This window comes from Cypionkella psychrotolerans, assembly GCF_001294535.1.
GTDB lineage: Bacteria > Pseudomonadota > Alphaproteobacteria > Rhodobacterales > Rhodobacteraceae > Cypionkella > Cypionkella psychrotolerans.
Genome location: NZ_LGIC01000084.1, coordinates 1 through 14,806, shown reverse-complemented (window position 1 = coordinate 14,806; position 14,806 = coordinate 1). Strand labels below are relative to the sequence as shown.

At 59.9% G+C, this 14,806-nt stretch carries 14 protein-coding genes; all 14 read left to right on the top strand.

The genetic code is table 11. From position 1 onward, the window contains the following. The first annotated feature begins 70 nt into the window (after window positions 1-70). On the top strand, window positions 71-4,297 hold the full coding sequence (gene rpoC, locus AKV04_RS19415) for a DNA-directed RNA polymerase subunit beta' (protein WP_054008066.1): 4,227 nt from the start codon (window positions 71-73) through the stop codon (window positions 4,295-4,297). 158 nt (window positions 4,298-4,455) lie between these two features. After that, complete coding sequence (locus AKV04_RS19410; RefSeq protein ID WP_054008065.1) at window positions 4,456-4,827, top strand: hypothetical protein; 372 nt, start codon at window positions 4,456-4,458, stop codon at window positions 4,825-4,827. A 58-nt stretch (window positions 4,828-4,885) separates the two neighbouring features. Continuing rightward, the gene (locus AKV04_RS26310) at window positions 4,886-5,053 is read left to right on the top strand and encodes a hypothetical protein (protein ID WP_156317690.1); all 168 of its coding nucleotides are present in this window, start codon (window positions 4,886-4,888) and stop codon (window positions 5,051-5,053) included. 381 nt (window positions 5,054-5,434) lie between these two features. Further along, the gene (locus AKV04_RS19405) at window positions 5,435-5,983 is read left to right on the top strand and encodes a YbhB/YbcL family Raf kinase inhibitor-like protein (protein WP_202905659.1); all 549 of its coding nucleotides are present in this window, start codon (window positions 5,435-5,437) and stop codon (window positions 5,981-5,983) included. Beyond that, complete coding sequence (locus AKV04_RS19400) at window positions 5,983-6,819, top strand: helix-turn-helix transcriptional regulator (protein WP_054008064.1); 837 nt, start codon at window positions 5,983-5,985, stop codon at window positions 6,817-6,819. The genes AKV04_RS19405 and AKV04_RS19400 overlap by 1 nt, the downstream gene beginning before the upstream one ends. Window positions 6,820-7,023: 204 nt before the next feature. Then, window positions 7,024-7,911, top strand: coding sequence for a DMT family transporter (locus tag AKV04_RS19395; RefSeq protein ID WP_054008063.1), 888 nt, complete (start codon window positions 7,024-7,026; stop codon window positions 7,909-7,911). 70 nt (window positions 7,912-7,981) lie between these two features. After that, window positions 7,982-8,722: a glycosyltransferase family 2 protein gene (locus tag AKV04_RS19390; RefSeq protein ID WP_054008062.1), complete on the top strand. Its 741-nt coding sequence runs from the start codon at window positions 7,982-7,984 to the stop codon at window positions 8,720-8,722. Further along, a complete protein-coding gene (locus AKV04_RS19385; protein ID WP_235815714.1) occupies window positions 8,719-9,030 on the top strand; it encodes a lipid-A-disaccharide synthase N-terminal domain-containing protein in 312 nt (103 codons plus the stop codon). The genes AKV04_RS19390 and AKV04_RS19385 overlap by 4 nt, the downstream gene beginning before the upstream one ends. Beyond that, entirely contained in the window at window positions 9,020-10,438 is a 1,419-nt protein-coding gene (locus AKV04_RS19380; RefSeq protein WP_054008060.1) for an ArnT family glycosyltransferase, read from the top strand. Before AKV04_RS19385 ends, AKV04_RS19380 begins: the two co-directional genes overlap by 11 nt. Next, on the top strand, window positions 10,425-11,120 hold the full coding sequence (locus AKV04_RS19375) for a phosphatase PAP2 family protein (RefSeq protein ID WP_054008059.1): 696 nt from the start codon (window positions 10,425-10,427) through the stop codon (window positions 11,118-11,120). The genes AKV04_RS19380 and AKV04_RS19375 overlap by 14 nt, the downstream gene beginning before the upstream one ends. Window positions 11,121-11,392: 272 nt before the next feature. Then, complete coding sequence (gene rpsL, locus AKV04_RS19370) at window positions 11,393-11,764, top strand: 30S ribosomal protein S12 (RefSeq protein ID WP_054008058.1); 372 nt, start codon at window positions 11,393-11,395, stop codon at window positions 11,762-11,764. An 11-nt stretch (window positions 11,765-11,775) separates the two neighbouring features. Continuing rightward, entirely contained in the window at window positions 11,776-12,246 is a 471-nt protein-coding gene (gene rpsG, locus AKV04_RS19365; RefSeq protein ID WP_054008057.1) for a 30S ribosomal protein S7, read from the top strand. Between the two features lie 9 nt (window positions 12,247-12,255). Continuing rightward, on the top strand, window positions 12,256-14,379 hold the full coding sequence (gene fusA / locus AKV04_RS19360) for an elongation factor G (protein ID WP_054008056.1): 2,124 nt from the start codon (window positions 12,256-12,258) through the stop codon (window positions 14,377-14,379). Between the two features lie 81 nt (window positions 14,380-14,460). Next, window positions 14,461-14,806, top strand: a 346-nt coding sequence (locus AKV04_RS19355) for a GTP-binding protein (RefSeq protein ID WP_235815713.1), incomplete at its 3' end; no start/stop codon positions are given.

Genomic DNA, 14,806 nt, shown 5'->3' with positions numbered 1-14,806 from the left:
AATTTCGGGAACGATTTTCGCGCGAAAATCGACTGCCTTTCCCCCGCAACCCACATTCTTAGGAATTGAAATGAACCAGGAACTCTCGACCAACCCGTTCAACCCGGTTGCGCCCGTCAAGACGTTTGATGAGATCAAGATCAGCTTGGCCTCGCCCGAGCGTATTCTGTCGTGGTCTTTCGGTGAGATCAAAAAGCCCGAAACCATCAACTACCGCACGTTCAAGCCCGAGCGTGACGGTCTGTTCTGCGCGCGGATCTTTGGCCCGATCAAGGATTACGAATGCCTCTGCGGCAAATACAAGCGCATGAAATATCGCGGCGTTGTCTGCGAAAAATGCGGCGTTGAAGTCACGCTGCAAAAGGTCCGCCGTGAGCGGATGGGCCACATCGAACTGGCCTCGCCGGTTGCGCACATCTGGTTCCTGAAATCGCTGCCCAGCCGCATCGGCCTGATGCTGGACATGACGCTGCGGGATCTGGAACGCGTTCTGTACTTCGAAAACTATGTGGTGATCGAGCCGGGTCTGACCGACCTGACCTATCAGCAACAGCTGACCGAAGAAGAATATCTCGACGCGCAAGACCAGTATGGCGCTGATGCTTTCACCGCCAACATCGGCGCGGAAGCCATCCGCGAAATGCTGGCCGCGATTGATCTGGAAACCACGGCTGAACAACTGCGGGCGGACCTGAAAGAGGCCACGGGCGAGCTGAAGCCGAAAAAGATCATCAAGCGTTTGAAGATCGTCGAGTCGTTCCTCGAATCCGGCAACCGCCCGGAATGGATGGTCTTGACCGTCCTCCCGGTCATTCCGCCGGAACTGCGCCCGCTGGTGCCGCTGGATGGTGGCCGCTTTGCGACCTCGGATTTGAACGACCTCTATCGTCGCGTCATCAACCGTAACAACCGTCTGAAGCGCCTCATTGAGTTGCGTGCACCCGATATCATCGTGCGCAACGAAAAGCGCATGTTGCAAGAAGCGGTCGATGCTTTGTTCGACAACGGCCGTCGTGGCCGTGTCATCACCGGCACCAACAAGCGCCCGCTGAAGTCGCTGTCCGATATGCTCAAGGGCAAACAGGGCCGCTTCCGTCAGAACCTTTTGGGCAAGCGCGTCGACTTCTCCGGTCGTTCGGTTATCGTGACCGGCCCGGAACTCAAGCTGCACCAGTGCGGCTTGCCGAAGAAGATGGCGTTGGAGCTGTTCAAGCCGTTCATCTACTCGCGTCTGGAGGCCAAAGGGCTTTCCTCGACCGTGAAGCAAGCGAAAAAGCTGGTCGAAAAAGAGCGTCCCGAAGTTTGGGATATCCTCGATGAAGTGATCCGCGAACACCCGGTTCTGCTGAACCGCGCGCCGACGCTTCACCGTTTGGGCATCCAAGCGTTTGAACCGATCCTGATCGAAGGTAAGGCTATTCAGCTGCACCCGCTGGTCTGCTCGGCGTTCAACGCCGACTTCGACGGCGACCAAATGGCTGTGCACGTGCCGCTTTCGCTGGAAGCCCAGCTGGAAGCCCGCGTGTTGATGATGTCGACGAACAACGTTCTGTCGCCCGCCAACGGCGCGCCAATCATCGTTCCTTCGCAGGATATGGTGCTCGGCCTCTACTACACCACCATGCAGCGTAAAGGCATGGTCGGCGAAGGCATGATCTTCACCGACATTGATGAAGTCGAACACGCGCTGGCCGCTGGTTCGGTGCATCTGCACGCCAAAATCCAAGGTCGTCTGCGTCAAGTCGATGAACACGGCAATATCGTCTGGAAGCGGTTTGAAACCACCCCCGGCCGTCTGCGTCTGGGCAACCTTCTGCCGCTGAACGCCAAAGCACCGTTTGACCTCGTTAACCGTCTGCTGCGGAAAAAAGACGTGCAAACCGTCATCGACACTGTCTACCGCTACTGCGGCCAGAAAGAATCGGTGATCTTCTGCGACCAGATCATGGGCCTCGGCTTCCGTGAGGCGTTCAAGGCTGGCATCTCGTTTGGTAAAGACGACATGCTGATCCCGGACACCAAATGGCCGATCGTCAACGAAGTCCGCGATCAGGTGAAAGAGTTCGAACAGCAGTATATGGACGGCCTGATCACGCAGGGCGAGAAGTATAACAAAGTGGTCGATGCTTGGTCGAAATGTTCCGACAAAGTGGCTGCCGACATGATGTCGTCGATTTCTGCTGTGCATTACGATGATGCGGGCGCGGAAAAAGAGCCGAACTCGGTCTATATGATGTCGCACTCTGGGGCACGGGGTTCGCCGGCGCAGATGAAACAGCTGGGGGGTATGCGTGGTCTGATGGCCAAACCGTCGGGCGAGATCATCGAAACGCCGATCATCTCGAACTTTAAAGAGGGTCTGACGGTTCTGGAATACTTCAACTCGACCCACGGTGCTCGTAAGGGCCTCGCGGACACCGCGTTGAAGACGGCAAACTCGGGCTACCTGACCCGTCGTCTGGTGGACGTCGCGCAAGACTGCATCGTGCGTTCGCATGATTGCGGCACCGACCGTGGCATCACCGCCGATGTGGCTGTGAACGATGGCGAAGTCGTGCAATCCTTGGCCGAGCGCGTGCTGGGTCGGGTGGCTGCCGATGACATCGTCGTGCCGTTGACGGGTGAAGTGCTGGTGGCGCGCGGCGAGTTGATCGACGAGCGTCGTGCTGATGCGATCCACAACGCTGGCGTGGCTTCGGCCCGTATCCGTTCGCCGCTGACCTGCGACGCGGAAGAAGGCGTCTGCGCGATGTGCTACGGTCGTGACCTTGCACGCGGTACTTTGGTGAACCAAGGCGAAGCTGTCGGCATCATCGCCGCGCAGTCGATTGGTGAGCCGGGCACCCAGTTGACGATGCGGACGTTCCACATCGGCGGTATCGCACAGGGTGGCCAACAGTCATTCCTGGAAGCCAGCCAAGAAGGCAAGATCGAGTTCCGCAACGCCAACCTGCTGTCCAACGTCAATGGCGAGCAGATCGTTATCGGTCGGAACATGTCGATCGCCATCGTGGACGAAGCGGGCCAAGACCGCGCCGTGCACAAGCTGACCTATGGCGCGAAACTGCATGCCAAAGACGGTATCGCGGTGAAGCGTGGCACCAAACTGTTCGAATGGGATCCCTATACCTTGCCGATCATCGCCGAAAAGGCGGGGGTTGCCCGGTTCAAGGATCTCATCGCGGGCATCTCGGTGCGCGAAGATACCGATGATGCGACAGGCATGACACAGAAGATCGTGTCTGACTGGCGCTCGGCTCCGAAAGGTGGCGATCTTAAGCCCGAAGTTATCGTGATGGACCCGGCAACGGGCGAACCAGTGCGCAATGACGGCGGCCATCCGATCAGCTATCCGATGTCGGTGGATGCAGTTCTTTCGGTCGAAGACGGCCAAGAACTGGTGCCGGGTGACGTTGTGGCGCGTATTCCGCGCGAAGGTGCCAAGACCAAGGACATCACCGGGGGTCTTCCTCGCGTGGCAGAATTGTTCGAAGCCCGTCGTCCGAAAGACCACGCCATCATCGCGGAAGCCGATGGCTATGTGCGCTTTGGCAAAGACTACAAGAACAAGCGCCGCATCACGGTCGAGCCTGTAGACGAGACGCTGCAAGCGCAGGAATATATGATCCCGAAGGGCAAGCATATTCCGGTGCAAGAAGGCGATTTCGTCCAGAAGGGCGATTACATCATGGACGGTAACCCCGCGCCGCATGACATCCTGCGTATCTTGGGTGTCGAAGCGCTGGCGAACTACATGATCGACGAAGTGCAGGACGTGTATCGCTTGCAGGGCGTGAAGATCAACGACAAGCACATCGAGGTGATCGTTCGCCAGATGCTGCAGAAGTTTGAGATCCTCGACTCGGGCGAAACCACGCTGCTCAAAGGCGAAAACGTTGACAAGCACGAGCTTGATGAGGCCAACGATAAAGCCGCTTCGCATGGGATGCGTTTGGCTACCGCTGAACCGATCCTCTTGGGGATCACCAAGGCGTCGCTGCAAACCCGCAGCTTCATCTCGGCGGCGTCGTTCCAGGAAACCACGCGGGTTCTCACCGAGGCTTCGGTGCAGGGCAAGCGCGACAAACTGGTCGGCCTGAAGGAGAACGTCATCGTCGGCCGTCTGATCCCGGCAGGCACCGGTGGGGCAACCCGTGTGGTGAAAGCCGTGGCAGCCGACCGCGATACCGTGGTGATCGACGCGCGCCGGTCCGAAGCCGAAATCGCGGCAACCTTGGCAGCACCGATTGCGGTGGCCGCGCCGTCAGCTTTCGCGGCGGACAGCCGCGACGAGTGATCGTCTGACATGAAAAGCAAAGGCCCCTTGGGAAACCAGGGGGCCTTTTGCATATTTGCCCAAAAACCTGCTGGCAACCCGCCGCCACTGCAAGGTTTGCCGACTGGACCCTCCAGCGCAAAGCTGAGACAAAGGGCAATCCAATCGACCCGAGGCCCATGCACCCCCAAGCGCGCCAGTTCCTGACCCTGCTCAATCGGTTCGGCCTCTGGGTCGCCCTGCCGCTGCTGCTGGCCGTGCTGCCCTACCAACAGGCCAGCTTGCACTCCATGGGCCAAGCTGCCGTCAGCGTGCAGACCCCGCTGGCCCTCGCTGCGCCCCTGAAACCCAGCTTCGTCAAACCCGCTCTGCCCGAAACACGGGCACGCAGCATCCCGCTGCTCGACAGCACCACACCACCGCTGCCATCCCATCGCCCCGGCTTCCGGCTGCTGGATGTGCCACAGCCCACACTTCCAACCGTTACTCAGATCCAGCTTGGCTGGCAGGCCCGCGCACCGCCCGTGCCGCCACGCCCAGCCCTGATCTGACCTGTCGTAAGCTGGCCCTGCCTGCCTGCGGCTGACGCATGTAACGCAAGGAAAGCCAATGAGTGCTCAAAACAAAACCAATGCCACGAACCCATCCGAACAAGGCTCGCCCCCGCCCGACTATCCGGTCGAAAGCGGCAAAAAAATCCTGATCAACTGGATCATCGTCGCGCTTGGTCTAGGCGGTCTCGCCGCCGCCGGTGCCCTGCTCCCCGAACTCCTCTGAGGTCCAAATGAAAAGCAACACTCTGAAACTGACCATCGCAGCCCTGATCGCCCTCGCCATCCTTGGCGGCGATTTCATCTCATCGCTGACGCTGTAACCGGGCAGGGCGCGGGGCATCAAACCCCGCGCCCCACCACCCAAATGCACTCTCTCCAATTTCATCTTGGCCCAAATATCCCCCGCGGAGCGTTCAACATATCCGACAAAATTGCCCCCAAAGAACTGCCGCGGCACGGGTACAACCCGCCGCCCCTCCACTCAAGCCAATCACCAAGCCAATCCCACATTGATCGCCTCGGCGCTAAAAATGTCAAATCAAGCGCAAAACTATTGCCAATTTCACCCCATATTGTGCAAATCTAGCAGACGATGGAGATGAGAATGATCAAGGCAACCCTTTCGCTGGCAACTGGCGCGGTGCTGATAAGCCTCAACGCCGCACTGGCGGCAGATTTCACCGTAACCAGCGCTGATGCCGCCGACGGCGCGTTCACCGACAAGAACTACGCCGATTCCTTTGGCTGCACGGGGGGCAACCTTTCGCCGCAAATCGCGTGGAGCGGCGCACCCGTAGCCACCAAAAGCTTCGTGGTGACGATCTATGATCCAGAGGCGCCGACCGGCTCGGGTTGGTGGCATTGGGTGGTCACCAACATCCCGGCTACGGCAAATGAACTGCCCGCAGGCATCGGCGCGGGCGCGCAAACCCTGCCGACGGGGGCCGTGCAGATGAATTCGGATGCCGGGATCCCGGCCTATGGTGGACCCTGCCCGCCGGTGGGTGAGACGCATCATTATGTGATCACTGTCACGGCGTTGGGGGTCGAAAAGCTAGAGCTGCCGCCGAATGCTTCGGGCGCGTTGGTGGGCTATATGACCACGGCAAATGCTTTGGCCAAAGCCACGCTGACGCTGACGGCGGGGCGCTGATGCAACAGGGAGACGCGGATCGCGGCCGTTCGATTGTCGAGCGCCCCGGCGTCGGCATCACCGCGCGCGTCGTGCAACGCAACACCCTGCGGTTTGTGCGGGTCCGGTGTGATCAGCCGACGCTGATCTTCGTGCGATCCGGCAGCAAAATTCTGCAAGCCGGGACGGCAGAATGGACCATCACCAGCGGCCAAGCCGTCGCTCTCGCCGCCGGGCAGAGCTTGGATATCACCAACACGACGACCAGCCACGGCGCGTATGAGGCGCATTGGCTGGTCTGGGCTCCCGATATTCTCGCGGCTTTTCCGGTCGACCCCAGCATCCCCGCCTTGCGCCGCGCGCAGATTGTCAAACCCGACCGTTTCTTCACCGGGGCGATTGATCGGGCGATGGAAGCCATCGGCGAAACCCACCGTCTCAGCGCGGATGTGGCCCGCCATCGCATGACCGAGGTTCTGCTCTGGCTGTCCGACACGGACATCCGGTTTGACGCTGCTCCACCGCCAAAACTCGACCAAAAGGTGCGGCTTTTGCTGAATGGCAAGCTCGGCCATGACTGGAAGGCGGTCGAGATTGCCGCCGAACTGGCGATGAGCGAGGCCACCCTGCGCCGCCATCTGGCGGCGGTGGGCACCAGCTTTGGCGACATTCTGGTCGATGCCCGCATGGCAATGGCGATGCAACTGCTGCAATCGACAAACCAGCCGATCAGCCACATCGCCTATAACGTGGGCTATGCCTCGGCCTCGCGGTTTTCCATGCGGTTCCGCGATCGCTTTGGCTTCGCTCCGACCGCCATTCGCGGCCATAAGCGGGCGACGGCACGGCTGCCATAGCGCGGGGGCGAGTTCGGTGCAACGACCGTGAGGCATCGTGAATCTGGGTGAAATTGTTAACAAATTCTTAAATCCACACACCCATCCTATTGAATAAAAACACATAAAAAAGGTCCCGAGTTGGGACCAGCCGCAATCCCTCACCCCAACCCTCCCCCTTCCCCCCGCCATCGCCACCTGATACCCCTGCCGCCGGGGGGACCAATGGCCATTTCAGACAACCTGCGCGGCGCGCTTTATATGAACCTGTCGATGTTTGCCTTCACGGTGAACGACGCCATCATGAAGTCCCTAACCCACGCACTCCCGCTTTATCAAACCATCGCCCTGCGCGGCACCGTGGCCGTGCTCGGCCTGCTGATCCTCGCCCGCGCCAGTGGCGGGTTGCGCCTGCCCGCAGCCCCGCATGACCGCGCCCTGATTGCGCTGCGCTCGCTCGCCGACGTCGCCGCCACCATCCTGTTTCTCACCGCGCTGAAGCACATGCCGCTCGCCACGCTTTCCGCCGTGATGCAAGTCACCCCGCTCGCCGTCACCCTCGCCGCTGCCCTGTATTACAAAGACCACATCGGCTGGCGGCGGATGCTGGCGATCTTTATCGGTTTTCTCGGCGTGATGCTGATCATCCGACCGGGGATGGAGGGTTTCACGATCTGGTCGGTGCTGGGCCTCGGCTCCGTCGCCACCGTGGTCTTCCGCGACCTCTCGGTGCGCCGCCTCAGCGGCACCGTGCCCTCGCAAGTGGTCGCCTTGGGTGCGGGTTTTGCCGTGATGGTGATGGGCTTCATCGGTTCCGCCATTGAAGGCTGGCAGTCCATCACCCCATTGCAAGCCCTGCAACTGCTGGGCGCAGGCAGCATGGTGATCGTCGGCTATATCTGTTCGGTCAGCGCCATGCGGGTCGGCGACATCGGCTTTGTCGCCCCGTTCCGCTACATGTCGCTGCTCTGGGCGATTATCCTCGGCTGGGTGTTTTTCGCCACCTTCCCCGATGGCTACGCCCTGATTGGTGCTGCGATTGTGGTCGCCACCGGCATCTACACCTTGCTGCGCGAGCGAAAACTGCGCCAACTTGCCCGCAGCGTCGCGTGACAGTTTGCAAGGCCGCAGCGGCTGGCCTATAGACTCGGCCAAAGCGCAGGCCTTTAAGGTCAGGAACCCAATGACCCGTATTTCCGTAGTGATCCCCGCCAAGAATGAGGCCGAGAATATCGTCGCGCTTGTTGAAGGCATCGACCGCGCGCTGTCAGGCCACGAACCGTTTGAAATCATCGTGGTCGATGATTGCTCCACCGACAATTCGGTGGCGGTTCTGCAGGCCCGCGCCGCCACCATGCCGCATCTGCGGATTGTCCGGCATGACCGCTCTGGCGGTCAAAGCGCTGCGGTGCATTCCGGCGTGAAAGCCGCAACCGCGCCGGTGATCTGCACCTTGGACGGTGACGGTCAAAACCCGCCCGAGGAATTGCCAAAGCTGGTGGCCCCGATCCTGAATGACACCACGGGCCGGATTGGTCTTGTGGCGGGGCAGAGGGTCGGGCGGCAGGATACTTGGTCGAAGAAATGGGCCTCAAAATTTGCCAACGGTCTGCGCGGCTGGATATTGCAGGATGGCACGCGGGATACTGGCTGCGGGCTGAAGGCGTTTCAACGGCAGGCATTTCTTGATCTGCCGTATTTCGATCACATGCACCGCTATCTGCCCGCGCTGTTTAACCGTGACGGCTGGCAGGTCGCGCATGTGGATGTCAGCCACCGCCCACGCGGGGCAGGGCGGTCGAACTACTCCAACATCCAGCGGGCTTTGGTGGGGATTGTGGATCTGGTCGGGGTCGCGTGGTTGTTGCGTCGCCGCAAGAAGGCGCGGGTTGTGCCCGATACGGCTTTGCGTGATGCCAAATGATGCACGATCTGCTGACCAAGCTGGGCGCAAGTTCGGCCACCGATATCATCTGGCTGACCGTCGGGCTGCTGGGTCAGTTGATGTTCACCGGGCGATTTATCGTGCAATGGATCGCGTCCGAGCGGGCGGGCAAGTCGGTGATGCCGGTGGCGTTCTGGTATTTCTCGATCATCGGCGGTCTGATCGTGCTGGCGTATGGCATCCATAAACTCGATCTGGTGATCATCCTTGGCCAGTTGCCGGGGGTGGTGGTCTACAGCCGGAACTTGTGGCTGATCCACAAACGTGCTGAGACAGATGTTTTCTAAACGTAGCGAAACCGCAGACTGGTTCCGCCCGGCGCTGCTGATCGTCGCGGCCATCACTCTGCTGCGCTGGGTCTTGCTGGCGTTTGATCACACCGATCTTTACGTCGATGAGTCGCAATATTGGCTTTGGGGGCAGGAATTTGCCTTCGGATATTACTCAAAACCGCCGCTGATCGGCTGGTTGATCGGTGCTGTGACGACCCTTGCAGGCAGCGACAGCACGTTCTGGGTGCGGATGCCGGGGGCGTTTCTGCATGGCGCAACCGCGCTGATCCTCGGCGCATGGGCGGCACGCCTGTATGGCCCGCGTGCCGCAATCTTGACGGCTGCGGCCTATGCCACGGTGCCGTTTGCAGCGCTTGGTTCCCTGTTGATCTCCACCGATACCGTGATGGCGCCCTTCTTTGCCGCAGCCCTGTATGCCCATCACCGCCTATTGGAAACCCGCGCGCCGAAGTTCGCGCTATGGGCAGGGGCGGCGATTGGTGCGGCTTTCATGGCGAAATACGCGGCGATTTACTGCCTGATCGGGGTGGTCCTCGCCGCCCTGCGCCCCGAGGGCCGGATTGGCTGGCGCAATGCCGCGCTGATGTTGCTGGCTTTCGCTGTGGTGATTTCAGGCAACCTGATCTGGAACATCTCGCACCAGTTCACTACGCTGTCGCACACTGTCGATAATGTCGGCTGGGTGCGGCAAGACAATCCCCTCGCGGCGCTGAACTTCGCCAGTGCGGCGGAGTTCATCTTCAGCCAATTCGCCGTCGCTGGCCCGGTGATCTTTGCGGCAACGCTGCTCGCAATCCGCAAACTGCCGATCCAAGCAGCTTTCATCCTGCCGCCTCTGCTGGTGGTGACGGTGCAAGCCCTGCTGGGCACGGCGCAAGCCAACTGGGCCGTCGCCGCCTATTTTGCGGGGATCCCGCTCGCCATCGGCCTGCTGCAAAACCGACCGCGCTGGCTGGCGGCCTCTTTCGCCATAAACGCCGTGTTCTGCATCACCCTGCCACTGCTGACCATCTTCACCGGCATCCAGTGGCAAGGCGCACCACTGATTGAACGCCAACTCGGCCGCGCCGCGATGAGCCGTCAGATCATCGCCATCGCGCAAGGGCAGGGCAATCCGCCGATCCTTGCCGACAATCGTTCTGTGCTGGCGGATCTGTTCTACACCGGGCAATCCGAGAGGCTGACGTATTACGCCCCCCGCCCGAAAGGCCGCGCGCAAAACCACTATGAACAGCGCTATCCTTTGCCCACGGATCTGACCGGGCCGCTGCTGTGGATCACCCAAACCGCCCCCGCTTGCGCCAGCCTAGCTTTCCCGCTGGATGCCACGGGGGGCGCTTATCGCAAATCCGGGCTAGCGGCTTACCTCGTGCTCGCCGAATGTGCCAATGCCCAGCAATAGCGTCATCGCGGTGCTTGTCGGTCTGATCGGTCTGACCCTGCTGGTCTTCGGCATCTGGCCGGGGATCGACCTTGCGGTGACGGGGTATTTCCATGACGCCAGTTTGCCGGGGGCGAGCGGCTTTGCGATCAAGCAGAACGCTTGGGTCGAAGGTCTGCGCAATGTGCTTTGGGATGGCACTTTGCTGATGCCACTGCTGGCTTTGATCCTGCTGGCTTTGGCACTGTGGCGCAAAACTTCGGGCTGGTTGTGGGGCTACATCCTCGCGCTGTTCCTGCTCGGGCCGGGCCTTATCGTAAACGCCGGGTTCAAGGCCTATTGGGGCCGCGCCCGGCCCTCCAACGTGATCGACTTCGGCGGCACGGCTCATTTCAGCCCAGCGTGGCAGATCAGCGATCAATGCGCCAAGAACTGTTCCTTCGTCTCGGGCGAGGGGGCAGGCACCACCGCCCTGACCATCGCCGCCTTGCTGATTCTGCTGCGTTACCGCCACCGCCTAAGCCAACCACTTTACCGCACAGCCCAAGCCCTCTCGCTTGCGAGCCTCGGCTTCGTCGCATGGCAACGCGTGGCGTCCGGTGGCCATTTTCTGTCGGATGTGCTGCTTTCCATCTTGCTGATCAGCCTGATCGCCGCCGTGCTCGCCCGCCTGATGCTGAACCAAGCCACATCCAGCCGCTAACCCCTGCGGCTGTTGACATCCCGACCGACTCTGTCTATCAGCCGCGCTATCCAAGGCTCCCTCTCTCTATTGAGCCAAGGATTCTACGCTTGATGTGGTCATGATCCGGGTTCAAACTCCGATCCTCTGGAATTCCACCGCAACGCCCCCTCGGGGTGTCGTCTGCGGTTTTACCTTTTTGTGGTTCGCACAAAAGGGCGTCGAGAAGCAGTGCCCCGTTATGCGGGGCGAGTATTGACAGTCCCTTGATTGGGGCAACACGAGGTAGCTGAATGCCGACTATTCAACAGCTCATCCGCAAACCGCGGGAGCCTAACGTCCGCAAGTCCAAGTCGCAGCACTTGGAATCTTGCCCGCAGAAACGTGGCGTTTGTACGCGCGTTTACACCACCACTCCGAAAAAGCCGAACTCGGCTATGCGGAAAGTCGCCAAAGTGCGTCTGACCAACTCGTTCGAAGTGATCTGCTATATCCCCGGTGAAAAGCACAACCTTCAGGAACACTCTGTGGTTCTGATCCGCGGCGGCCGTATCAAGGATTTGCCCGGCGTGCGCTACCACATCCTTCGCGGTGTTCTCGATACGCAAGGCGTCAAAGAGCGTCGCCAGCGTCGTTCGAAATACGGCGCTAAGCGTCCGAAGTGAGGAGATAAACAATGTCACGTCGTCACGCCGCTGAAAAACGCGAGATTTTGCCTGATGCCAAGTATGGCGATCGGGTTCTGACCAAATTCATGAACAACCTGATGCTCGACGGCAAAAAGTCGGTCGCAGAAGGTATCGTGTATGGCGCACTTGAGCGGGTTCAGACCCGTCTGAAGCGTCAGCCGATCGAGTGCTTCCATGAAGCTTTGGAAAACGTCAAACCTTCCGTCGAAGTGCGTTCGCGCCGCGTCGGTGGTGCAACCTATCAGGTTCCGGTTGAAGTCCGCACCGAGCGCCGCGAAGCGCTGGCTATCCGTTGGTTGATCATCGCGGCGCGCAAGCGCAACGAAAACACCATGGAAGAGCGTTTGGCTGCAGAATTGTCGGATGCTGTGAACAACCGTGGTACGGCTGTTAAGAAACGTGAAGATACCCATAAGATGGCGGATGCGAACAAAGCATTCAGCCACTACCGCTGGTAAGAGGGCATCATGGCACGCGAATTTCCGCTGGAACGCTACCGCAATTTCGGCATCATCGCTCACATCGACGCGGGTAAAACCACGACGACCGAGCGTATTCTGTTCTACACCGGCAAGTCCCATAAAATCGGCGAAGTCCATGACGGCGCCGCGACGATGGACTGGATGGAGCAAGAGCAAGAGCGCGGGATCACGATCACCTCGGCTGCGACCACTACGTTCTGGGAGCGCACGATTGATCCGAACCTCGAGCATGCACGCTCGGACAAGTACCGCTTTAACATCATCGACACCCCCGGCCACGTTGACTTCACCATTGAAGTTGAGCGTTCGCTGGCTGTGCTTGATGGCGCTGTCGTTCTGCTGGACGGCAACGCAGGCGTTGAGCCGCAGACCGAAACCGTTTGGCGTCAAGCCGACCGCTACAAGGTTCCGCGGATTGTCTTCGTCAACAAGATGGACAAAACCGGCGCTGACTTCTTCAACTGCGTGAAGATGATCAAAGACCGCACCGGCGCGAATGCGATGCCGATCGTTCTTCCGATCGGCGCGGAAGACAAGCTGGAAGGCATCATCGACCTCGTGACGATGGAAGAATGGGTTTATCAGGGTGAAGACCTTGGTGCATCCTGGGTCCGTCAACCGATCCGCGCTGATTTGAAAGCTTCGGCTGACGAATGGCGTCTGAACCTGCTGGAAAACGCAGTGGGCCAGGACGATGCGGCGATGGAAGCCTATCTGGAAGGCAATGAGCCCGATGTTGACACGCTGCGCGCGCTGATCCGTAAGGGCACGCTGGCAATCGACTTCGTTCCGGTGATGGCTGGATCTTCGTTCAAGAACAAAGGCGTGCAGCCTCTGCTCAACGCGGTGATCGACTATCTGCCGAACCCGCTCGACGTGCCGCCGTACATGGGCTTCAAACCCGGTGATGAGTCGGAAACCCGTAACATCTCGCGTTCGGCCTCGGACGAGCAGCCGTTCTCGGCGCTGGCGTTCAAAATCATGAACGACCCCTTCGTGGGCTCGCTCACCTTCACGCGCATCTATTCGGGCACGCTTTCCAAAGGTGATCCGATGCTGAACGCGACCAAAGAGCGTAAAGAGCGCGTTGGTCGTATGATGATGATGCACGCGATTGACCGTGAAGAAATCGCTGAAGCGTTTGCGGGCGACATCATCGCTTTGGGCGGCTTGAAAGAGACGACTACCGGCGACACGCTTTGTGATCCGGCGCACCCGGTTGTTCTGGAAACCATGACCTTCCCGGTCCCGGTGATCGAGATCGCGGTTGAGCCGAAAACCAAAGCCGACCAAGAAAAGATGGGCATCGCTTTGGCCCGTCTGGCTGCCGAGGACCCGTCCTTCCGCGTTGAAACCGATATTGAATCGGGCCAGACGATCATGAAGGGCATGGGCGAACTTCACCTCGACATCCTCGTTGACCGTATGCGTCGCGAATTCAAGGTCGAGGCGAACATCGGTGCGCCGCAGGTGGCTTATCGTGAGACCATCTCGCGCGAGCATGAGATCGACTACACGCACAAGAAACAAACCGGTGGTACCGGCCAGTTCGCGCGCGTCAAGCTGATCATCTCGCCGACGGAACCGGGCGAAGGTTATTCGTTCGAGGCCAAAGTGGTTGGTGGTTCGGTGCCGAAGGAATATATCCCCGGCGTTGAAAAAGGCATCAAGTCGGTGATGGATTCCGGTCCGCTCGCAGGCTTCCCGGTGATCGACTTCAAAGTGTCGTTGATCGACGGGGCTTACCATGACGTTGACTCGAGCGTTCTTGCGTTCGAAATCGCGGCCCGTGCAGCCATGCGTGAAGGTCTGAAGAAAGCCGGCGCGAAGCTGCTGGAACCGATTATGAAAGTCGAAGTCGTCACCCCGGAAGAATACACCGGCGGCGTCATCGGCGACTTGACCTCGCGTCGGGGCATGATCAACGGCCAGGACAGCCGCGGCAACGCGAACGTCATCGCCGCGATGGTGCCTTTGGCGAACATGTTCGGCTACATCAACACGCTGCGTTCGATGACCTCTGGTCGGGCAACCTTCGCGATGTCCTTCGACCATTACGATGCCGTTCCGCAGAACATCTCGGACGAGATCCAGAAGAAATACGCATAACCGGTGTGGCGGGCTCACGCCCGCCCTACCACCTCGTAGGGTGCCTATCCGCACCACACCCGATCTAATTAGGAGGCCATCATGGCAAAGGCAAAGTTTGAACGGAACAAACCGCACGTCAACATCGGCACGATTGGCCACGTTGACCACGGCAAGACCACTTTGACGGCAGCGATCACCAAGTACTTTGGTGAATTCCGCGCCTACGACCAAATCGACGGCGCGCCGGAAGAGCGTGCGCGTGGCATCACGATTTCGACCGCTCACGTTGAGTACGAAACCGAAGCCCGCCACTACGCCCACGTCGACTGCCCCGGCCACGCTGACTATGTGAAAAACATGATCACCGGTGCGGCTCAGATGGACGGCGCGATCTTGGTTGGCGCTGCTTCCGACGGCCCGATGCCGCAGAGCCGCGGGCACATCC